The following is a 21,519-nucleotide window of genomic DNA, read 5'->3' as shown; positions in this document are numbered from 1 at the left end:
GGTAGTCATATCAACTCAATACAGGAAATAAAACATTTTTTAAAGTTTTCGTTGGATTTCTAAAAAATCGACGTATCTTTGCACCCGAAACATCGCGGGATAGAGCAGTAGGCAGCTCGTCGGGCTCATAACCCGAAGGTCACAGGTTCGAGTCCTGTTCCCGCTACTAAGACAAAAGCTTCAGAGAAATCTGGAGCTTTTTTGGTTTAACTGTGTTTATCATCTCGTTGCGTTCACGAGCGGGACGCTCGCGCCAGCAGGGGCGAAGTATGCATTGTTTCCAGTTTTTTTTTATGGAATTTCTTCAAATGATATTGCCTCTTCAAATGAAATTTCTTTGGTTTGAAAAACATCTTCCACATTAACAATGTTTTTAATTTTTGCAATAACTTCTCCTGTCTTTTTACTCTGCATATTGTTAGGTAAAATTTCAGCATAGTAATCAATTTCATTGTGCCATTCTTGTACAAATTGTAGTTCTTTCAAATTTGTAAGTTTGCTAAAAAGTTGATGATTACTTTCGCGCATAACATTCGAAAGCAATCTTTTAGTTGCGTCTTTTTTAGCAATTTCAATATCATTGTAAAGGTGTTTTATTTGCCCTTTCATTCCTAGACAAATATTTGTAAAATCCCACTCAGATTTTTTTATTCCAATTATTTCACTCTCACTCCAGAATGCATCATTAAGTTCATTTATGTAAAAAGTGTCATTAACTTTTTCAATTATTGAGTAAAAAGGGAATGGAAAAAGCTTTGATAATTCCAACACCTGTTTATCAGTTGCCCTTGCTGGTAACCAAAACTCAGTTTTGAAGTCTAATTGAAATTCCTGTTTAAAAAAAACAGTTACCTTTTCAATTAGTTCAACATCTTTATCATAATTATTATTTGAAAAAACATAATCTTTAATAAGAGGATTGATATGTCTCAAAAAATCAATGCTTAGCTTTTCAATTAAAATTTCAGCCTCAGAAACAGAAAAACATTTATCAATTATTTCTCCGAATCCTCCATACTTGTATGCGTCACCATCCCAAAAAAAATATGATTTTCTTATTATTATTTCCATAATTAGTTGTTATTTTTTTATATTCTCTGCTTCATGATGTGATTTTTCGTCAAGCGAATATAGAAAATGTTTTTAATACAATTTATGCGTATAAAATTTCACAAAAATCATCCATAAACTGGTTAGATAATTGAATGCTTCCCGCTACTAAGACAAAAGCTTCAGAGAAATCTGGAGCTTTTTTGGTTTAACTGTGTTTATCATCTCGTTGCGTTCACGAGCGGGACGCTCGCGCCAGCAGGGGGATTCAAATTCTAACAATCTATAAAATTCTTCAAGAAGTTGTACAGCCATCTCTTGTCGAAATGTTTCACTATATGAAGCGCAAACATTTAGATACATTGCCCAATCATTAAATTTATGTTCCATTTAGATTTTCTTTTGTTTAAAATAACAGCTAACGTTCTCGCGCTTGGCGTGGTTGGGGGATAAATATGCGAGATCTTTCGGTTAAACACAAATTTTCCAAATACAAAACCATCTTTAAATTCAACCTAAAACCCCAATCACGCCAAACGGCTGTTAGCGGTAGTTTTTATTTACGTTTTGTATTTCGTTTTCCATTTTCATTCTCCAACCTTTTCCATTTCTTTTTGTTAGATAAACTTCAGTTATTTTTTCGTACTCTTCAGATGCTTTTGTTAATTCTGGCGTTATACTACAGCCAAGATTTTTAACTTTCAGTCCGTAGATTTTCAAAATACTATCTGTTTTTACTTTTTCTATTTCTTGAATTTTATTTTTAGGAGGTAATGATAATCCAAAACCAAAAGTTTTTACATCATCATTTTTTATGTCTTTTTCAGCTTTTTTTCTAAACTCAGTCAAAATTTCGTCAAAATATTTCTTATTTTCTATAAATCGATTAAGTCCAATTACACTCATAATTATCATTCCAATTATGTTAAAGGCAATCATAATTCTGCAAAATTTATTTAGGAATGTTCGATTTTTAAAAAACAAGAAACTTGATATAATTGAAATGAAAATTAAAGCTAAATAAATCAAAAGTAAAGGTTTCCATTCAACATTTTCTTTTATGATTTTCAAAATGTCTAATTCATTTGGATAGTTTAATAAATAGTAAGAGAAAATATTTATTATCCAAAGTAGAACTGTGCTTAAAATAGTTATGATTAATATTTTTTTCATTATTCAATTGGTTTTTTTCTCTTTTCGGTCTTTTCGGAGGCAAAATTACCGCTAACGTACCCTTACTACAAGTGGTTTGGGACTAAAATTAGCGTTATTTTTCGGTTTAACAAAAATTCTCACAAATACAAACCATTTTCCAAATTAAGCCAAATGCCCAAATCTCTTGTAGCAAGTGTTACCTGCAGTTTATTGTTCTTTCAAGAGATCGTATTGAGGTTTAATAAATTCACTATCACTAATTTTTGCGAATATTATTTTGGAAGCTTTTAATGTCGCAACGTAATCCTTGGTGGTAATTATTTGTTTCAACCAAATGGATTTCATTATTTGTGCTTTTTTATTTCTATTCAAATAAGTGAAATTCTTAAAATATTCTGGATTGAGCTTTAAATCTTTTGAATAATATAAAGCTATTTCATATTTGTCAGTTTTATAGATAAGGACATCACAAATATGCCCTAAAATTGTTTCGGCATTTTTAATAATCTTGTATTCAACTTTCGTATTGGGTAATTTTTGACCTCTATAAAAATATAATGTCTTCGGTGTAAACTTGTCTGTAAAGTATAGTCTATTCTCTTTTGGATTGTACAATTGATAGTTCATATATTCTGCATCGGTTATCTCTTTGTAAAATCCGTTTTTAACTATAAATGTAGTTTTCGTCCCTAAATCTTTTTTTAGATTGACTTCATTTTCTTTAGTAGAAATGACTTTATATGAAATTTTATATTCAACTTTCCCTTCAAAGTCTTGGCAATATAATTTTAATGAAATCAGAAAAAAAAATAGTAATGATTTGTTCATAATTAAGGATAAGTGTTGTTTAAATTGCAGGTAACGTTCTGGCGCTTGGCGAGGTTGGGGAATAAAGATGCGAGAATTTTCGGTTAAACACAAAATTTCCAAATACAAAACTATCTTTAAATTCAGCCTAAAACCCCAATCTCGCCAAACGGCTGTTACCAGCAGTTACTATTGGTTATTTCTGTTTAATATTATTTTTCACAGAGTCAATTTTTTCAATTTTATTTTTCAGCTTTTCTTGATTAATCTCAAGTTCTTTTATTCTGGATTGGTACATTAATATTCCAGTAAGCAACGATCCAATTGCGACTAAAAGTGATATCGCAGAAATTGGTAATGCATATTTTCCGTATCTTGCCTGAAATTTAGAGATTCGTGCGTCATAAATTGCCTTTTGTGCAGTTTGTTCCTTAGTTTGCTGTTCTTTAAGTAAATATTTTTGCCAACCTCCTAACTTCAAAACTTCCTTGCCTTTTTCCAAAATAGTCAATTTTCCATGATTTTTAAAAGGCTGTCTTATGAAATCATTTTCGCATAGGAAACTGACAATTTCCCGATATTGTATTTGTGTAGCGCCATTACGCACTATATCCGATTCTTCTAGTATATATTCAGGTTTGTTTTGAATATCGTTTAAAAGGGCATCGATGAGATTTTCATCCATATTATTTCGGTTATTTGTTGATTCGGTTCTTGAATTCTTCCTGTTTTTGTGCAATTGCTGGTAACGTTTCGGGGCTTTGCGTTCGGGCGGGAAATCGAAGCACAAAAGTTGATATTATTACTAAAATTTAATAGAATTACTGCCGTTGAATTTTGCATTTCAGCCCGCCTGACGCAAAACCCTTGTTAGCCGTTCGCTTTTTTGTCCACCGAAATTGGATTTTATATTATTGGTTCGTCATAAGCATCTCCTAATTTTTTAAAGTCGTCTTGTAACCAATACCAATGTTGCCCTTTATTGTGATAGAGTTTTGTCAATAATTCAGTAAAATTTTTCGCAACAATGGCTGAGTCGCCTTGTAGCGAATGGGTTTCATAGAAACTGTCATAACATTGTCCATTTCGTTCGTTTGTCAAATCGATACTAATATATTGGCTCATTTCATCAATCTTTGCCATTAAATACCATTCGTTGCAAACTTCGCCTTCAAGTTCTTCCCAAATAACATCGTCCTTTGGATACAAGTATTTATTTGTCGGAATAAATTCTTCTCGTCCTACAATCGTTATTCCGTATGGTTCGCTTTCAAACAATTTAATTCCGTCTGTTAATTCGTAAAACTCTTTTAAGTCGTCAGGAATATTTGTCGGTAAAGCAATTTCCTTATTCGCAGGTCTGACTTCGCAGTTCTCGTCCTGCTTGATTAAGTTTATAAGTTCTGTTATATTCATAATTTCTTGTTGTGTTCTCGGTCGGTCATAAAGTGACGGCTAACGTTCTGGCACTACAGCGGGTTTGGGGTTAAATTAAGTCCTATTTTCGGATTTGCCAAATCATCCCAAGTACAAGACCATCTTTCCATTAAGCCCAATGCCCAAATCCGTTGTAGTGGCTGTTATGCCTTCGGTTCTTTATTTAGCAGAATCGTTTTTTATAACGACTTTTTAAATTGTTCTTTGATTTCTGCAATTACTTGGTTTGATATGAAAGATAATTGCAAACCAACAATAATTAATAATCCTCCTAATAGAGTAAAGTTAGTTTTGTCTGCAATTTTTTTAGGGAGTTCAAGTAATGTTTCAGCATTCATATTTTCCGAATTAGGTTCAACATTTATTTCCATAATTTGTGATATTCCTAAAAGGACGATTCCACCAATTAATATTAAACTACCAATTAAACGTATTGAACCTGCGATATTGTCGCTCGTTTTTATTTCATTATTCATATTTAAAATTTTAATTATTATGCTAGAATACTTTTTTATAATACAGAAATTTGATTTTTCAACAGTAATTGTAATTGCCCCAAATGATGACGTTTACAACGATACAATTGAACTATTAAAAGCGAAGGAAGATGTTTCTTCTTATATCGTAATTAAAGGCAAACAAGTTTTTAGTAGTGAGTCTGATTTGCGTATTCAAAACCTTCGTCTGTAAGGCTAACTGAATCGTGCATTTCTAATTTGAAATATCCGCTATTCAAAATAGAATTTATTGCATCGTCAGTATTAAAGCGTAAATTTTTTACGATATCTCGTCTGATAGTATCTGTTAAATGCATTTTAGCTCCTTTTTTGAACCCTTTAAATTTTAACAAAAATTCATGTATTATTTGTTCATTATCCATCCTTTAAAATTTAAGTATTATGAAAAACGTTTCTTTTTCAGCCTCAGTTCGGTTGAACTGAGGCATAACGTTCTGGCACTACAGCTGGTTTGGGATTAAATTAAGCCATATTTTCGGATTTGCCAAATCATCCCAAATACAAGACCATTTTTTCATTAAGCCAAATGCCCAAATCCGTTGTAGTGCCTGTTAGCGATAGTAACTTCACACATTGTTCTTCTCATTATAGTAATCCAAAGGGAAACTATTTCCAAAAATCCAATATGATATCTCGTTAATTTTCAATAATAAAACTTCATATTCGTTTTTGGAATATAACTTTGTATTTAGTTTAATTACATAATCACTTATGTAACTATTTATCTCTTCTACGCTTTTTTCTTGAGCCAATTTTCCCAATAAATTTTCAGCAAAGTTTTTGTACGTATCAATTAGAATATTTCGACGTTCTGATATAATATTTTGTACATCATAATCAGAAAAGTGATAGTTCTGATTGACTATTTTGTTCAAAGCATTTATTATATCTTGATTTTTCATATTTCTGTAGGTTATTATCGCTAACGTTCTGGTACTACAGCGGGTTTGAGACTAAATTAAACCCATTCTTCGGATTTGCCAAATCATCCCAAATACAAGGCCAACTTTCCGGTAAGACTATTGCCAAAATCCGTTGTAGTAGCTGTTATACCGCGTTTTTCTTTATTTCTCTTTCGTATTCTGTATCAAAACCAAGATAACTAATATCACTTAGTTTAATAATTTCGTTTTCACTCCAATTCGAATCTTCGTCAATTAAATGTAATTCAACTGAATCATTTGTAGCCCATAATATTTTACCAACAAGAAATGAATCTTCATCATCATAGGCAAAAATTGAAACTATCTCGGAAACTAAGCTTTTCAATGATTTTTCTAAATCTGTAAAGTCATTCAAATTAATGTTAGCTACCAAACTTTCTGAATTGTCATTTTTCAATTCTCCAAAATCTTTTTCTTCCCAAGTTCGATATTTTTCAACGTCACTATTTTTCACAATAGTATATCCGTCAAAATTTCCGTTTTCTTCATCAAAATTTAGAAGCATAACTATTTCAGAGTTTGCCACAAGGCATTTTCCTGTGTAAACATCGTCTACATTTGGCCTAAGGTCAATATCTATTATTAATCTTTGTTCTGCTATTTCTTCCATTTGCAGTTACGCGTTTAAAATGTGGTATAACGTTCTGGCGCTTGGCGAGGTTGGGGATTAAAGATGCGAGATTTTTCGGTTAAACACAAATTTTCCAAATACAAAACCATCTTTAAATTCAGCCTAAAACCCCAATCGCACCAAACGGCTGTTAGCAGAAGTACTTATTCTTCTCTTTCAAATTTTACGTTAGGATAATATTTGTTGAAAGTTATATCATAAAAGTGATTTCCAGGTAAATTTTTAATAACATTAAATTTGGTAATCAGTTTGGATTCTTTTGCGGATTCCCCAGATTTTAAAAGTTCTATTTCAGGATTAAATTCCCATTTCCATCCCAGATTTGAAATACTATTTGTAAATATTACTGCCTGCTCATATGTGGAAAGTTGAGCTCGAAGTGTTTTAGCATAGAAATATTTTTCTTTGTCAGATAAATATTCATGATAATTTACGTATTTGAAACTTTGAAATAAATGTCTAAAATAGTGACCTAATCTGTGTTGATGACCTCCGTAATATTTATAATAGTCTTTTTTAATTACAAGATAGGATGAATCATCGGAAAGTTTTTCTTCATTTTTGTGTTTCTTGTAATCATAAAATTCTTCATTAGCTTTTTTAAAAACTTTGTATTCTAACTTATTTAAATGTTCCCATTTTTGCCACCTTTTTTTGCTCTCTTTTTTTGGTTTTAATTTTATATATGTTAGCAATGGATAAAAAAATGTATCCTTATATTTTCTTTTAAATTTATCTCTGATTATAATTTCACCTTCTTCACCCAAACCATAATAGATAATTGTATAGGCAATATCTATAAAAGCCATATCCAAAACGTTTGCTCCAATGTTATTTTGATTAATTAAATTTTGAAGCTTGTTTTTATGTTTTCGTGTTAGGTAATAATCAAAATCTTTGGAGTTAGAGAATTTTCTAACTTCTTTATAACATTCTATGAATTCTTGGTGTATAAGCCTAAAAACTTTTCGATGTTCAGATTTTTGTAGTTCTCCATTTTCAAATTTTGTATAACTCATTTCGCTAACATTTGCTCGATGGAGATTTAGCATTTGAAAAAAGGCTGTTTCAAAAGCTTCTCTTTTATTTTGCTTTGTTTGTTCTTTAAAAGATAAAAATATGAGTAATGTACCAGAAAGTGCAAAGAATGTTCCAGCAACACCTCCAATAAAATCACCAACTTGTCCAGTCAAAGCGAAATCTAATTCTCCACCCCAAATCCAAGTAAAAAAAAGGGATCTTACACATAAATAGCTTATTACTAGACAACCTAAACCAACTAATGTCCAGGCTAATTTAAAAATTGGGTGTTTAATATTTTTCAAATATTCGATTAGTGTATTCATTTGCTTTTCAAAATAGAAGCTAATTTGTACCATAGTTCTAAAAGTATTTCTGCTAACGTTCTGGCACTACAGCGGGTTTGGGACTAAATTAAGCCCATTCTTCGGATTTGCCAAATCATCCCAAATACAAATCCATTTTTCCATTAAGCCAAATGCCCAAATCCGTTGTAGTGGCTGTTACCAGCTGGCCATTTGTTCATTTATCTTGAAATTATGTTTGACCAAATTATGTTTTTCTTTTTCTGCTGTTCATTGAAGTCAAAGTCAAATTCTTTTTGAGTGTTAGATACTTTCATTAAGTTGAATCCGATTTTGAATTTTATTTCAGAAGCATCAATTGTCCGATTCATTAATAACCTAATTTCTACTGTTTTTGATTCTCCTGGTGCAAGTGTCAAAATTATCGGGATATTTTTGTCACAATCTTGTCCATCAACTTGTAATTCTTTACTATCAACAGAATAAAAGTCTTGCCAAGAACAAGACATACTGTAATATTTCAATGTTTCTTTAGTATTGTTGGTAAGAGTAGTAGGAGTTATCAAAAATCTTTGCTTGTTTTCGTTTATAACTTTTCCTTTTATGATTATCAATGCGTAATTCTCTTTTTTTGCCGTCTGAGAAAAAGTCAAACAGTTAAAAAGCAAAACAGCTATTGTCAATATTATTCTTGTCATTACTTCTTTCGTTTTGTTGGCTTGCTGGTAACGTCTTGCTAGTAGGCGATGGTCGGGTTAAGTAAAGACAATTTTTTCGGATTATCACTATTTTCCCAAATACAAAACCATTTTTCCATTAAGCCTGATTCCCGACTATTGCTTACTAGCTGTTATGGGTTGTTGCTTGACAATCCTTATCTTTTAGTAGATTTTATTTTCTTAATTTCAGCTTCCAGTATTTTTATTTTTTGCTCCTGTTTCTCGTTCTTTTTATTTTGCTCAATTACATACAAAGTCATTTCTTCCATTTTTTGTAACAATTTCATCTGAAACTCTTTTATATTGAGTCCATTCTCAATCATTTCATTTTCAGGAGATATTTCAGGTAAGTGCTGGTTAGTTTTTACAAACTTTTCCAATGTGTTTAAATCCATAAGTTTGTAATCATTTTTGAATACGAAATCAGGCACACAGGTTCCTTGTAAATCAACCTTTACTTCCTGTGCTCTAATTGTTCCACAGACATCAAGTTTATATGATGGAGTATTTGTTCCAATTCCCATGTTATTGTTCAAGAAATTAACATCTTCAATTATGTATACATAAACATTTGTTCCTTGTCCGTATGCATTTTCTAAACCTGTTACTAACATTGCATTCGGATTAGTAGGTCTCGAACTTGAATATTTATATACATTCTGGTTCATTCCATTGACTTCCTCTACAAGTATATTTTTATTACTATAAACAGACCAATCAGTTGCCTTCTCTAAATGTGAACCACTATTGACTGTTGCTAGTATTTGATTAGATATAATTCCACTTATTTTTGGTTTTAGAATATATACTTTTACCAATGAACCTTGTTCAAAATCATCTTGTAGCCCATCTACATACATAGCAGTGGGGTTAATAGGTCTAGAAGTTGAAAAAAGATAAGATTTACTTTTAGTTCCATCTACTTTTTCGATCATTAGGTTCACATTATTAAATTTTGACCAATCTGTAGTCAAAATTAAATGTGAACCACTATTAACTGTTGCAATTACACTTTGAGACAATAAATCACAACTAAATAATGTAATTAATAAAACTAAAATATTTTTTTTCATATTATTTCTACTGTTTCTAATTTTTTGTACGATTTTATTTTTTGCAATAACCCATAACGTTCTCGCGCTACAAGCAGTTTGGGATTAAGGAAGCGTAATCTTTCGGATTTGCCAAATCATCCAAATACAAACCAATTTTTCCATTATGCCAAATCCCCAAATTGCTTGTAGCGTGTGTTACTGGCTGGTTATTTTGTCGAAATTACAATTAAACCGCAAATTTTCACGCTTCTGTTGGCAGAATCCAACTTTCACGTTTCTGCTTTTCGGCTCGTAATTTTCAAGGTATTATTTTCAAGGTATTATTTTCAATTATTCAATTTTAGTTCTTTCGCTAAATTAGTTATCATTTCATTCACTTTCATTGTCAAGTCTTGTATTGCTTCTTCGTTAGTCTCTACAATTATTCCATTTTTTGTTTTTCCATTTCTATGTACTAAATCATGACGTTGAAATACATATTTAAAAACTTCTTTGATAGAAGGAAATTTAATTTTAAAAGTGTCTTCATACATTTCTTTAACTACAGGTAAATTATGATAAATAGTGTCAAGCATAATTTTTTTGGCAGTTTCCTCGAGCCTGTCTGTTTCCTCAAATATTTCTCGTAGTTCAAATTTACGTTGTTTGAATTCAGGATGGGTTTTAATGAAGTTTTTGAAATAATTGTCATTGTCGAAAACTAAATTTATAAATACATCAGAAAGAAAAGATTCCATTGTTCCAATTATACCAATAAATACTTGTCTGTTTAATATCTTTTTTTGATTTGGTTCTTCTATTTTAATTGCAAGTAATGACATCAAATTATCAATTTCTTCGTGGAATTTTTTTAAGAAATTTTTGTCATTAGTGATGGCTTCGAATTGGAAGTCATAGTCAAATTCATCATCTAATTCCCATGGTTCTAAATAGACTCGTTTACCATCTTGTAGGCGGTTAATTTTTTGAATAATTTGTGTTGGTGAATTTCCAGTTAATTCGAATCTGTAATTATAAATTATTCCGTCTTTACTTTCGTCAGTTTCAATTTGATAATCTAGCTCATTTAATTCCTCATAAGATATCCCAAGAATTTTCGCAAGTGCATACTCCGTTGCATTTTCTTGCATGTCTAAAAGCCAATCTTTCATTTTTCCCATTATAGTTCGCTTTCAGATGTTTGTTCCTTGTTTAGTTTTGGTTTTCAGCTTTTTGGTAACTAGCCAGTAACGTTCTCGCGCTACAAGCAGTTTGGGACTAAATTAAGACCATTCTTCGGATTTGCCAAATCATCACAAATACAAAACCAACTTTCCATTAAGCCAAATACCCAAATTGCTTGTAGCGTGTGTTAGCAGGCGTACTATTTTCTAATTTTCTTCCAATACTTTTTGTCTTGGTAAACTGCAATTCCGATAATTACAAATCCGCCTAATATAGCCATATAGCCAACAATTTTTTCACGAAATTGATAATCATTTGTATTGAGAATAATTATATTCTTTTTTTCAATTTGGAACGTTGCTAAATTTGGTTTAGTTGTGGTGCTTGACATTTTAAAATAAACCTTAACTGTGTCTCCAATTTTTAAGTTTTTATCCAGATTTCCGTAAGACTTTTTAGGATTATATGAAGCCAAAATTTGATTAAGTCCTTCCAACTTTAAATAGAAAACTTTAAATTTAAGATTTCCTTTTCCACTAATACTCGAATAGCTATCAGTAATTCCTTTTTCAATTATTTTTCCAGTGTATGAGTTTAATTCTTTCAGTTTTAATTCCGCATTTTTGAATGCTAAAAAGCTTCCAAAAAAGCATATCGTAACAAAAAACAATCCTGTTAAATAATTTCCAATCCTTCTATATTTTCTTGATATTCTCATTTTTGGTGTATGCCTGCTAACTTGTATATATGTCTGACTACGTCCGACTTATCTACCCCAAATTGGGTCGCTATGTCTGACAATTGTCAGTATTATTTCTTTTCAAAAATAGGATTTTTATTTCATAAATCATCAAACGGACTTTTTATTTGTTGAATACTTTTCGTACTAACATGGGTGTAAATTTCGGTGGTCTTACTGCTTTGATGGCCTAATAGTTCTTGAATATACCTTAAATCAGTTCCGCTTTCAAGTAAATGTGTAGCGAAACTATGGCGCAACCAATGTAAAGTTACAGGTTTTGTTATGCCAATTTTTTTGAGTGCTTGTTTTAATACACTTTGCAAACTTTTTTCTGAATAGGGCTCACCAGGATTTGCACCTTCAAACAAATAGGTTGTGGGTTTAAATAAGACATAGTATTCCCGAAGCATTTCTAAAATTTTAGGAGATAAAGGTGTAATTCTGTCTTTTTTCCCTTTGGAGTTTTTAAGCAATACAATATTTCTTTTAGAATCGATATGAACAGGTCTAAGCGCTAATAATTCACCACAGCGCAAGCCACAACTGTATATCAGCGAAAGCATCATTTTGTGTTTGATGTTACTATGGGCATTCAAAATCAATTTGACTTCCTCTTTGCTCAAAACATTAGGTAGGGTTTTGGCATTTTTGGGACGATGAATTTTATCCACTATCATCTTGGTTTCTCGAATGGTTTGAAAAAACAATTTAATAGCATTAACGATTTGGTTTTGGTAAGAAGCCGAAAGATTATTCTTTAAGATATACTCGTTATTATATACAATCACATCTTCGTTCGTAATTTCGGCAACCGCTTTCTCCCGGTAGAAAACCAAAAAAGATTTCAGGGCTTCGCTGTAAGTCGTAACAGTGTTTTCGCTGTAACGTTTGGAACGCAGTATTTGTTTGAATTTTTCGATTTGCTCAATGCCGTCTTCTGATGGTAAGGAATAAGAGGGAGGTGCCAAATGAAATCGCTCTCTATTTTCAACCGTATCAGGAAGGTGCCAAACTCCCAAAGTTTGACTCCAGCGAGAACCTGTTAGCTTTTTTATTCGAACTATTAATTCGGCATTTTTTTCAAAATACACTGCAATTCTTTTTTCTTTTTTATGAGTAATAATTTTGGCTTCCCATCTCATACTTATGCAATTTAACTACTAAAATAATAAATTAAGATCAATCTCAAAATGAGTATAAAGACAAAAGAAGAGTAATAAAATAAGCTGAATTTTGATAGATCGTGCAATTATCAATTCCCTTCAAAGTTTTATATTTTAATCATCGAAGAGTTTAATTTTTCTTCACACATAGTATAGTGATCTTTCACTATTAAAATTAGGTAATCAAACGGCTCTTTATTCTTCTTAATCTTATTTAATTTCGTCACAAAGTTCGGGAATCACCTGCGGGCGCTAGCAAAAAATTCCCCCATAAATGCAGGAAAAAATTCCTGCTTTATTGCGTTGCTTTTTGCGCTTGCTGAGCGATTCCCAGCGAATGTTCCATAATTAATATAAAATATAGAAACTATGGAAACTTTAAATCAAAACTGGCAGACTGTATCTGAAATTGAACTGATCTACAAAACAAAAGTAAAAAACTCTGAAAGACCACAAATCAAATCTTCAAAAGATGCATATATACTAATGCTTTCAGCTTGGGATTATAATAAAATAGAATTCTTCGAGCAGTTCAAAGTATTGCTTTTGAATCACGCTCATAAAGCACTTGGTATTTACGAAATTTCTTCTGGAGGAATTGCAGGAACTGTTGTAGATCTTAGATTAATATTCTCAGCAGCTCTTAAGGCAAATGCCACATCTTTGATGATGATCCACAATCATCCTTCAGGAAACCTAACAGCCTCTGAAGCCGATAAACAGATAACTCGAAAAGTAAAAGAAGCAGGAAGGCTCCTTGACATCACCTTACTGGATTCATTAATTATAACTTCCGAATCCTACTACTCCTTTGCTGATGAAGGCGCTTTATAAGCGCCTTTTTAACTATTTTTATCTATAAAAGATATCCAAAAAAGTTAAAGATTATCCTATGTATATTTTTAAGATGCAAGTGCAATAATCATATAGTAATCTTCAATAAAATGGTTAGATAATTGAATGCTTCCCGCTACTAAGACAAAAAACACCACTTCAACAAGTGGTGTTTTTTTTGTTTATAACAATATATTTATGGAAGAATTTGTTATTTATATTCTTTATTCTGAAAAGTTCAATAAAAATTACACAGGTTTCACATCTAATTTAATTGAAAGATTTAAATCTCATAATTTCCTTGAAACAAAAGGATATACTTTAAAATTTAGACCTTGGATCGTAATTTATACTGAGTTTTTCAATTCAAAATCTGAAGCAATGAAAAAAGAAAAATATTTAAAAACTGGAATTGGAAGAGAATTCATTAAAGATCTTATTCAAAATCTATAATTTATTGGCTCATATCCGCCACGGCGGACACAGGTTCGAATCCTGTTCCCGCTACTAAGACAAAAGAGCTTCAGAGAAATCTGGAGTTTTTTTTTGTTTCTATAATTCTGATTCTCTTTGCGGGCACAGATTGCAAATCTGTACTGTCCGTTGTTTACATATTGGAGCGATAGGAGTTTTAATTACAGAAAATTAAATAACTTCGTTTTAAATAAAAGTAACATGAAAATTATCTGTACCATTTTATTGCTTTTTATCTTTTTGGGTTGCAAAAAAAATCTAATAGAAAAAGAAATGAATTCAATGAACGAAATGAATTTCGTTCCAACAAAAAGCATGAAAATAAAAAATTTGTTACCCTTTAAAAACCACGATGTTTGTATTGGTACTTATATATTAAAGAATGATTCAATTATCTCACAATATGAAATTGAATCAAAGTACTCATTACTAGTCATAAAACTTAAAAATATTTCTCAGAATTGTACTTTCAATAATCATCAATCAGCTAATTATCCAACACCAGGATATTTTTCTACTATTAACGAAGGTTTATTCGAAGTTAATTTGAGTCCGGAAATATTTAAAGATGACTATAAAATTAATCGCATAGATTTTTTTTCAGATAATGAGATAAATTACCAAATAAATAATGATACTATAAAAAACTTTAATCTAAATTTCAGTAACTATGCCATCAAAATTAATAATCAAGATTCAAAGGTAATATATAGCAAAATAGAATATTATGGATTAAAAAACATAAATGCTAACATAGTACTTTATCATTCTGAAGATCAGCTATATATTTTCATCATGACACCTCTGAAGAAAAACGCTATTATAGATAAAAACAAATTGTACGAACATCTTTTTGGAAATAATTTATTAAAATAAAAGATCTAATTTCTAATTAATTCTCAATAGCTCGAGAATGACTAATTTTATTAGGAATCATATCGCGCAGGTATAAGGTCAATCGTTAGTGCAGATTTGCAATCTGTGCCACAAAGATTGTACATGATCACTTTTTATATAATAAATAACTTGTAATAAATAAAATATTCCACGAGTTGCACTGTGCGGGTTAAATCTCATAATTTCCTTGAAACAAAAGGATATACTTTAAAATTTAGACCTTGGATCGTAATTTATACTGAATTTTTCAATTCAAAATCTGAGGCAATGAAAAGAGAAAAATATTTTAAAACTGGAATTGGAAGAGAATTCATTAAAGATCTTATTCAAAATCTATAGTTTATTGGCTCATATCCGCCACGGCGGACACAGGTTCGAGTCCTGTTCCCGCTACTAAGAAAAAAGAGCTTCAGAGAAATCTGAGGCTTTTTTGTTTTAAGAGAAAAATTAAAAAGTAGAGAGATTTTATCATGTTTAATTTTCATAATAACATCAAAAAAATGCGCAAAGTCAGAGACATTTGCGCAGCATTATAAGTAATACTTGGGAGAGCGAGGGAATTTTTTTCAAAAGTAGACGAAAAAAAAGCAATCACTTATGGCAATTGTTCTACAGCATTTTTTATTCAATTGGTATGCAAAAGTCAACAATAGCTTTCCTTTCAGGATGTTCATTAAAATTATTATAATAAATTTCAAAAGGCTCTCTGTCAGCTTTCTTATATCCATTTTCGTTCATCCAGACAAATAATCCAGTCCACGACTTTTCAAATTCGTTTAATCCAATTTCAAAATTTCCAACGATAAATTTTCCAGCTTCTATTGTTGTCAGTCCGATTTCTCCAATTGTTTCCACTGGCTTATCAAGTAAAATCGAAGCAGTCATCCGTACTTTGTTGGCTTCAGTAACTTTAAAACTGTCGTGATAAATCGTTATCATTTTTGTTTGGTCGTTCATTAATCCTGTTGGTGTTGCCCATTGCATTAATTTTGCATAGGCATTTTCAAGGTTATGAGGACCAATACTTGATACATAAGCCAAATCCATTTTTGACATTTCTTTAATTTCAATTTTTGCGTTCATTTTTATCCAATTTTTAAGATTATTAATGACACAAATGTATTTTTCATAGTCAGGATATTCTTGTCCATTCTTGCTTTTAAGTTGACGAATCTTGCTAAATCTATTTGGATTTTGGTTTTTAAATTCAGTCGGACTTACTCCAAAATACTTTTTAAATGCTCTGGAAAAGGAAGAATTATCACTAAATCCATATTTATGTGCTATTTCAGTTGCTGTTATGTTTTTATGTAACAAATCAGATGCTGATTTTTCTATTCTTCTTCGTTTTACATATTCATGTAGAGTTTGTTCTGTAACAAATTTGAAAACTCGATGAAAATGAAATGATGAAAAAAAAGCAATTTCCGAAACTGCATTTAACGATAAGTCCGATTCCAAGTTTTGGTCAATAAACTCAAAAACTCGGTTAATTCGATTTTTGTAATCAGCTTGTATTTCTTTATCTTTTTCTGTCATTTCTTAAATGCTTTACAACTTGTTTATATGTGTGGGACTTCACAAAGCTATCCAAATTTGGGTCACTTTATATTATAAGTTATTAAAAAAACATTAGGATGCACATGGGATAATACTATAATAAACTTGAATTAACCGGTTAGATAATTGAATGCTTCCCGCTATTAAGACAAAGCTTCAGACAAATCTGGAGCTTTTGTTTTAAACTACTCTACTTTACACTTATACTTTGAAATAACTTTTATTCACTTGTAGGACGCTTGCGCCAATTACAGAAAAAAGTATACTCTAATTAAAACAATTTGAAAAATCAATTTAGTTTTAAAGTTTGTTTTACTTTTGTTTTTTTAATTAACTTACCACTAACGTACTAAGTCACGAAATTTTAGATAAATTATATGGCACTTTGGCAAACAACCTATAATGCAATTCCAAGGAGTTTTTACGAATACTCAAAAAGTAATCAAGTAGACCTTTATGTGCATGATTGGTCTGGCATTTTTTATGTTGATAAAGACTCCTTCTTTGATAAGCTTGATACTTTTATTGAAAGATCATGGAGTATGAATCAATTTCAAAGTTGGGGTCCGAGCGATAAATCGGATATTGGTGTTACCTACAACTTAGACAAAAATATAATTGTTCATATTAGGTTTCGACTGGATTTAAGAGGCGACATTAATTATTTTCTTATTCCATTTCTAGCAATTTGTAGAGAATTGGATTTTTTAATTTTAGATCAAAATGAAAATTTATTTGAGCCTCAAATAGATAATTTCAGAGAGAGTATCGAGAATAGTAGTGCTTTAAAGTTTGTTGCAGATCCCATGAAGTTTATTGAGGATTTTTCAAATGGAAAAATCAAACCAGAAGATTGACTTTATTTTCTAGGATTTGTTTCTGTCATGATATTTAAAACAATTTTTAATGAATAAATATGTATTTATAACCAAGCTATTTTATAAAAATCATAAATAAAGTTGTTAGATATTTGAATGCCTCCCGCTACTAATACAAAGCTTCAGAGAAATCTGGAGCTTTTTTGTTTTAACTATCTTTGTCAACATTTCGTTGAGTTTACGAACAGGACGCTCGCACCAGCCTGGGAAATGCCTGTTGGCAGATTGTTTTTTATTCTGCAATAACTGTTTTTATTTTGGTTACATATTGATCAAAAATCACAAAATTAATTTTTTCAATTATTCTGTGTTTTTCATCGCAAGGATATTTATTTCGCATTTGATATTTTAAGATAATTGTATCATTTCTTCTTTCTATGTTTGGAAAATGTGAATTACATCCATTTACTTCAAAGTATGCAGTTGCTAAAACCATTTCTTCATATTTAACAAATTCAATATTCTTTTTTACGAGTTTTCTTTTTACTTCAAAATCTTCATCTTTAGAATCTGCACAATAATAATCTTGAAAATATTCTAAATCATTATTCTGAAGTTTTTTTATTTCTTTTTCATAATTTTCAATCTTGACTGGTTTTATATTCTTTTTATATGATTCAGCTATTTTGTTGTATTTATTGTATTCAATTTCACTAAACTTGTTTTTAACTCCTATGTTTTTTGGATGAAAATAGTTTAGCATAAAATTCATAACGGTTGTTCTTTCACCTGTACATTCATATCTTGTTTGTATGACAGAAGTGTCTTTTAAATGTTCAAAAAATATATCCGTGAGTTCTGGATATTTATTTATTATTAAACCGTTAAAAGCATAACATCTAATTTTTGGATTTTTATTCTTTGTTAAGAAAACAAGATCTTGATTGGAAGCAACTTTTAGTAAGTCATCAAATCTTTTTGTGCCACGTAATCGAATTTCGTCAATTAAAGACAAACTATCTACAGCATTTTGAACTTCTATTGTAAGTTTATGTTGTTTTTGTTTTTGTTGTTTTTTATTCTTCAAATCCTTTCCACAAAAAGTGAAGATAAGTGATAAAAAAACAAGTATAAAAATTGATTTTATCTTCATTATTTTAGATTTTTCTATAATCTCTGTCAACTTATTTATATACGTGATAAAACCACACAAAGTCATCCAAATTCAGGCAGCTTTGCATGATAAATTTCATACATTATTTATTTCCAAATATATATTTTTTATCTTTGAAATTGAGGATTTTTAATACAAATGGCTTTATCTTTGAGCTTTTAGAAAATTGATATTCATTATGGAACAGAAAATACATCAGGGAAGAAACGTAAAACGTTTTAGAGAAATGCTTGGCATCAAACAGGAAGCATTGGCTTTTGATATGGGAAATGACTGGAATCAAAAGAAAATTTCTATACTGGAGCAAAAAGATGTAATAGAAAATGATATACTTAAACAAATATCGAATTCATTAAAAATTCCTGTGGAAGCTTTTCAGAATTTTGATGAGGAGCAGGCAATAAATATTATTTCAAATACTTTTTCAGATTTTAAAGATGGAGCTTCTGCAATTAATATTCATCCAACATTTAATCCTGTAAAAGAGGTTTTAAAACTTCACGAAGAAAAGATTGCTTTATACGAGCGTATGCTGAAAGAAAAAGATGAAATGATGGCAAGGCTTGAAAAATTAATCACTAAATAATTTAGGGATACTTCTTATTCATATCTGGAAATATTAAATTAAGAAATGATCATTTATAAAACATCAAAACAAAAGCTTTGGAGAAATCCAGGGCTTTTTTGTTTTTACCTTTCTTGATTCTCTTTGCGGGCACAGATTACAAATCTGCCTTTATTTTGAATTTTATAAAAAAACTTTAAATTTATTCAAAGGAAAACAGAGATGAAGTAACTCTTTGTTAAAAATATTTTAGCGATATCATATGTCAAAATTAAAAACCCTAAAAATACAAGCCAGTTTGTAAAAATATGTTCTAAAAAGTTCTTTCTTGTCAACACTACATATCTAATCTCTAAAATTATGAATAATAAAATCACAAATAAATGAAGGTATAAGAACAACAGCACAAGAATGAAATGCTGGTATATATTTCCAAAAAATATTAGTAAAGCATAAATAATTACATTGAGGATTCTTATATTTTTTGTAAATCTAAACCACCTAAAGTTATTTATTTCTTCCATTTATATTTATAATGTTAAAGCTTTGTACCCATTAGCAAAACAGTATTTAGTAATACAGTATCAAAATCTTTCGAAGCCAACTGTAATACATTTCTAAGTTTTAAATTAACAATCGAATGTATGGTTTTGGTTCATATTCATTTATTTTTTCTTGCATTTGAGCAGTTGTAAAATTATTATTCAGTAGCTGTATTGTAGCGTTTTAAATGGGCTGTAATTTACTGTTTTTTTTATGGTTTGCCAAACAGCAGGAGGTTTCAGAGAAATCTGGAGCTTTTTTTGTGGTTCGATAAATTTTGTTTCAGTCTCTTGGAAATTTAAAAGCCTGTGTTTTCAAGGGAATTTGGTTCGAGTCCCCTTAAGGTTAATCATTCAAATACAAAACTAACTTTTCATTAAGTCAATTGCCCAAATCTATTGTTGCTGTTCGCTGTAGGTAATTTATTTTTCAACTGTAAAACATTCATAATTCAGTTTATTTGTGTTTATTTCTTTCAATTTTAGATTATTTGGGTCAAAATAAAAACTAATCCTTTTTGTTTCGTAGACTAAGATATAGTTTCCGATTGAATAGTCAAAACCACCAAATGCCATATCATCTATAAGTTCAAATGTTGGCTTACCGTGATACTCAAAGACTTGTTGCTTTGTATATTCTTTTACAAATTCAATATATTTTCTAGATAATCTTAAATCTACTATTTTCTTGTTTTCAATTCTACATGTTAGCCCGCCTGCTAAATGTATATGACCGTTCAGTTTTTCTAACATTTCTATTCTTTCAGCAATTGTAAAGTCAGAGTTTTCGAAATTGTAACCTTCATTTTCAGGATTTATAATATAAATATCATTAATTTCTTCTTTTGGAATCACACGAAAATTTTGGTCAATTTTAATTGAATCAATTTCAAAATCATTCAAGCTAATATTACCCTCAACTAGATCTCTAACTTTATTTTTGTCTATTTTTATCATTTCGGTTTTTTATTTACTACCAACTTGTTGATATGTATGACAAACTGCACATTTAATACAACCCAAATATATAGATAATTCTTATACCGCATCAAACGGATTTAATTTACTGAATACTTTTAGTACATACATGAATGCAAATTTAAATTGTTTCACTACTCCCCTGAAAAAATTTGTATATAACGCAAATCATTACCGATTTCTAACCATGAAAATAAGAACGAAATAAACAAAATTTGATTAAAATGATCCAATATTACAAAATGAGTAGGATGTAATTTAAACATGGAAAATTAATACAAAATGGTTCAAAATTGTCCAGTTAGGCTAGCAAGACAAAAGCTTCAGAGAAATCTGATGCTTTTTTATTTTAACTATCTTTGTCAACTTTCGTTGAGTTCACGAGCGGGAGGCTCGCGCCAGCATGGGATACTATCCTCATAAGTATGAAAACGGAGAAGTTGTTTTAATTTCCGAATAATTAAAGGATTTAAAAATATGGTTGGGATAAAATACGATTCGGAATATTTTGAAGGGATAACAGCACCGTATATTGATTGGGTTGGAGGTGGAAACTTTGACGGATACTTGATACAAAAAAGTCTAATATTTAGAAAACTTGATAACACGGTAGAATTACATTCCAAAGTTATTAACGCTAAAAGATATGATGGAAATGTTTCAGATATAGTATTGACAGGGCATTACCGAGAAACTGAAAAAGAAACGCTAACATTATCTTTTGATAATTTTGAAATGCGAGGAAAAATATTGGGTGATAACGAAGATATAATAGCATTCTCTGTTTGGGGCAAAACGCTGAACAAAAACGAGGTCTATAAAATAAATGAATAAAAAAACTGGCTGCAAAACACGTTGCAAGCAATTTGGGTTTTACGCTTAATTTGAAAATGGGTTTGTATTTTAGGAAGATTTAGCAAATCCAAAAATAGGGCTTAATTTAGTCCCAAACCGTGTCTAGCGCAAG

At 30.3% G+C, this 21,519-nt stretch carries 26 protein-coding genes and 1 tRNA gene; 9 read left to right on the top strand and 18 right to left on the bottom strand.

What is annotated here, in order from left to right:
• Positions 1-93 precede the first annotated feature (93 nt).
• Positions 94-166: transfer RNA gene (locus B0A68_RS02140), tRNA-Met, on the top strand.
• A gap of 125 nt (positions 167-291) precedes the next feature.
• On the opposite strand, the gene B0A68_RS02135 is transcribed toward B0A68_RS02140, so the two are convergent.
• The 7 genes from B0A68_RS02135 to B0A68_RS02105 all read right to left on the bottom strand — a co-directional run bounded on the left by B0A68_RS02135 (position 292) and on the right by B0A68_RS02105 (position 4,925).
• On the bottom strand, positions 292-1,071 hold the full coding sequence (locus B0A68_RS02135; protein WP_035685098.1) for a hypothetical protein: 780 nt from the start codon (positions 1,069-1,071) through the stop codon (positions 292-294).
• 147 nt (positions 1,072-1,218) lie between these two features.
• A complete protein-coding gene (locus tag B0A68_RS24385) occupies positions 1,219-1,440 on the bottom strand; it encodes a hypothetical protein (RefSeq protein ID WP_035685101.1) in 222 nt (73 codons plus the stop codon).
• Between the two features lie 153 nt (positions 1,441-1,593).
• Entirely contained in the window at positions 1,594-2,223 is a 630-nt protein-coding gene (locus B0A68_RS02125; RefSeq protein WP_035685104.1) for an FEKKY domain-containing protein, read from the bottom strand.
• 189 nt (positions 2,224-2,412) lie between these two features.
• Positions 2,413-3,033, bottom strand: a complete 621-nt coding sequence (locus B0A68_RS02120) for a hypothetical protein (protein ID WP_035685107.1) — start codon at positions 3,031-3,033, stop codon at positions 2,413-2,415.
• 175 nt (positions 3,034-3,208) lie between these two features.
• Positions 3,209-3,697 (bottom strand): hypothetical protein, encoded by a 489-nt coding sequence (locus B0A68_RS02115; RefSeq protein WP_035685109.1) that lies wholly within the window; start codon positions 3,695-3,697, stop codon positions 3,209-3,211.
• A gap of 221 nt (positions 3,698-3,918) precedes the next feature.
• Positions 3,919-4,428 carry an SMI1/KNR4 family protein gene (locus tag B0A68_RS02110; RefSeq protein WP_035685112.1) on the bottom strand — a complete coding sequence of 170 codons (510 nt, stop codon included), beginning with the start codon at positions 4,426-4,428 and terminating at the stop codon, positions 3,919-3,921.
• A 200-nt stretch (positions 4,429-4,628) separates the two neighbouring features.
• Complete coding sequence (locus tag B0A68_RS02105; RefSeq protein ID WP_035685117.1) at positions 4,629-4,925, bottom strand: hypothetical protein; 297 nt, start codon at positions 4,923-4,925, stop codon at positions 4,629-4,631.
• A 19-nt stretch (positions 4,926-4,944) separates the two neighbouring features.
• Here B0A68_RS02105 and B0A68_RS24300 point away from each other — a divergent pair, with 19 nt between their 5' ends.
• Positions 4,945-5,139 (top strand): hypothetical protein, encoded by a 195-nt coding sequence (locus B0A68_RS24300; RefSeq protein WP_123947471.1) that lies wholly within the window; start codon positions 4,945-4,947, stop codon positions 5,137-5,139.
• A gap of 394 nt (positions 5,140-5,533) precedes the next feature.
• On the opposite strand, the gene B0A68_RS02095 is transcribed toward B0A68_RS24300, so the two are convergent.
• The 8 genes from B0A68_RS02095 to B0A68_RS02060 all read right to left on the bottom strand — a co-directional run bounded on the left by B0A68_RS02095 (position 5,534) and on the right by B0A68_RS02060 (position 12,689).
• On the bottom strand, positions 5,534-5,842 hold the full coding sequence (locus tag B0A68_RS02095) for a hypothetical protein (RefSeq protein WP_123947470.1): 309 nt from the start codon (positions 5,840-5,842) through the stop codon (positions 5,534-5,536).
• Positions 5,843-6,014: 172 nt separating this feature from the next.
• A complete protein-coding gene (locus B0A68_RS02090; protein ID WP_035685127.1) occupies positions 6,015-6,521 on the bottom strand; it encodes a hypothetical protein in 507 nt (168 codons plus the stop codon).
• A gap of 164 nt (positions 6,522-6,685) precedes the next feature.
• Positions 6,686-7,888, bottom strand: coding sequence for a putative phage abortive infection protein (locus tag B0A68_RS02085; protein WP_035685131.1), 1,203 nt, complete (start codon positions 7,886-7,888; stop codon positions 6,686-6,688).
• A gap of 200 nt (positions 7,889-8,088) precedes the next feature.
• The gene (locus B0A68_RS02080) at positions 8,089-8,565 is read right to left on the bottom strand and encodes a hypothetical protein (protein ID WP_035685134.1); all 477 of its coding nucleotides are present in this window, start codon (positions 8,563-8,565) and stop codon (positions 8,089-8,091) included.
• Positions 8,566-8,741: 176 nt separating this feature from the next.
• On the bottom strand, positions 8,742-9,659 hold the full coding sequence (locus B0A68_RS02075) for a hypothetical protein (protein ID WP_051892640.1): 918 nt from the start codon (positions 9,657-9,659) through the stop codon (positions 8,742-8,744).
• 308 nt (positions 9,660-9,967) lie between these two features.
• The gene (locus B0A68_RS02070) at positions 9,968-10,801 is read right to left on the bottom strand and encodes a hypothetical protein (protein WP_205623786.1); all 834 of its coding nucleotides are present in this window, start codon (positions 10,799-10,801) and stop codon (positions 9,968-9,970) included.
• Between the two features lie 203 nt (positions 10,802-11,004).
• Positions 11,005-11,523, bottom strand: coding sequence for a hypothetical protein (locus B0A68_RS02065; protein WP_035685137.1), 519 nt, complete (start codon positions 11,521-11,523; stop codon positions 11,005-11,007).
• A 122-nt stretch (positions 11,524-11,645) separates the two neighbouring features.
• The gene (locus B0A68_RS02060) at positions 11,646-12,689 is read right to left on the bottom strand and encodes a tyrosine-type recombinase/integrase (RefSeq protein ID WP_035685141.1); all 1,044 of its coding nucleotides are present in this window, start codon (positions 12,687-12,689) and stop codon (positions 11,646-11,648) included.
• A 390-nt stretch (positions 12,690-13,079) separates the two neighbouring features.
• Here B0A68_RS02060 and B0A68_RS02055 point away from each other — a divergent pair, with 390 nt between their 5' ends.
• The 4 genes from B0A68_RS02055 (at position 13,080) to B0A68_RS02040 (ending at position 15,254) form a co-directional block, all read left to right on the top strand.
• Entirely contained in the window at positions 13,080-13,544 is a 465-nt protein-coding gene (locus B0A68_RS02055; RefSeq protein WP_035685144.1) for a JAB domain-containing protein, read from the top strand.
• 198 nt (positions 13,545-13,742) lie between these two features.
• Entirely contained in the window at positions 13,743-13,997 is a 255-nt protein-coding gene (locus B0A68_RS02050; protein ID WP_035688202.1) for a GIY-YIG nuclease family protein, read from the top strand.
• Between the two features lie 222 nt (positions 13,998-14,219).
• On the top strand, positions 14,220-14,894 hold the full coding sequence (locus B0A68_RS02045) for a hypothetical protein (protein WP_035685147.1): 675 nt from the start codon (positions 14,220-14,222) through the stop codon (positions 14,892-14,894).
• A gap of 183 nt (positions 14,895-15,077) precedes the next feature.
• Complete coding sequence (locus tag B0A68_RS02040) at positions 15,078-15,254, top strand: GIY-YIG nuclease family protein (protein WP_240475252.1); 177 nt, start codon at positions 15,078-15,080, stop codon at positions 15,252-15,254.
• 282 nt (positions 15,255-15,536) lie between these two features.
• Here B0A68_RS02040 and B0A68_RS02035 read toward each other — a convergent pair whose 3' ends face one another.
• Entirely contained in the window at positions 15,537-16,454 is a 918-nt protein-coding gene (locus tag B0A68_RS02035) for an AraC family transcriptional regulator (protein WP_035685150.1), read from the bottom strand.
• Between the two features lie 398 nt (positions 16,455-16,852).
• Between B0A68_RS02035 and B0A68_RS02030 the strand changes: the two genes are divergently transcribed.
• Positions 16,853-17,332: a hypothetical protein gene (locus tag B0A68_RS02030; protein WP_035685154.1), complete on the top strand. Its 480-nt coding sequence runs from the start codon at positions 16,853-16,855 to the stop codon at positions 17,330-17,332.
• A 253-nt stretch (positions 17,333-17,585) separates the two neighbouring features.
• On the opposite strand, the gene B0A68_RS02025 is transcribed toward B0A68_RS02030, so the two are convergent.
• Positions 17,586-18,446, bottom strand: coding sequence for a hypothetical protein (locus B0A68_RS02025; protein WP_123947469.1), 861 nt, complete (start codon positions 18,444-18,446; stop codon positions 17,586-17,588).
• Between the two features lie 199 nt (positions 18,447-18,645).
• On the opposite strand from B0A68_RS02025, the gene B0A68_RS02020 reads away from it, so the two are divergent.
• Positions 18,646-19,053: a helix-turn-helix domain-containing protein gene (locus B0A68_RS02020; protein WP_035685160.1), complete on the top strand. Its 408-nt coding sequence runs from the start codon at positions 18,646-18,648 to the stop codon at positions 19,051-19,053.
• A 944-nt stretch (positions 19,054-19,997) separates the two neighbouring features.
• Here the strand turns inward: B0A68_RS02020 and B0A68_RS02015 are convergent.
• Positions 19,998-20,531: a hypothetical protein gene (locus B0A68_RS02015; RefSeq protein WP_035685163.1), complete on the bottom strand. Its 534-nt coding sequence runs from the start codon at positions 20,529-20,531 to the stop codon at positions 19,998-20,000.
• Positions 20,532-21,029: 498 nt separating this feature from the next.
• Between B0A68_RS02015 and B0A68_RS02010 the strand changes: the two genes are divergently transcribed.
• Positions 21,030-21,386 carry a hypothetical protein gene (locus tag B0A68_RS02010; protein ID WP_035685165.1) on the top strand — a complete coding sequence of 119 codons (357 nt, stop codon included), beginning with the start codon at positions 21,030-21,032 and terminating at the stop codon, positions 21,384-21,386.
• The last annotated feature ends 133 nt before the right edge of the window (positions 21,387-21,519 follow it).

Source organism: Flavobacterium reichenbachii (assembly GCF_002217435.1).
GTDB lineage: Bacteria > Bacteroidota > Bacteroidia > Flavobacteriales > Flavobacteriaceae > Flavobacterium > Flavobacterium reichenbachii.
Note: the sequence above shows the minus strand (reverse complement) of the source record. Positions and strands in the feature narration are given on the sequence as shown.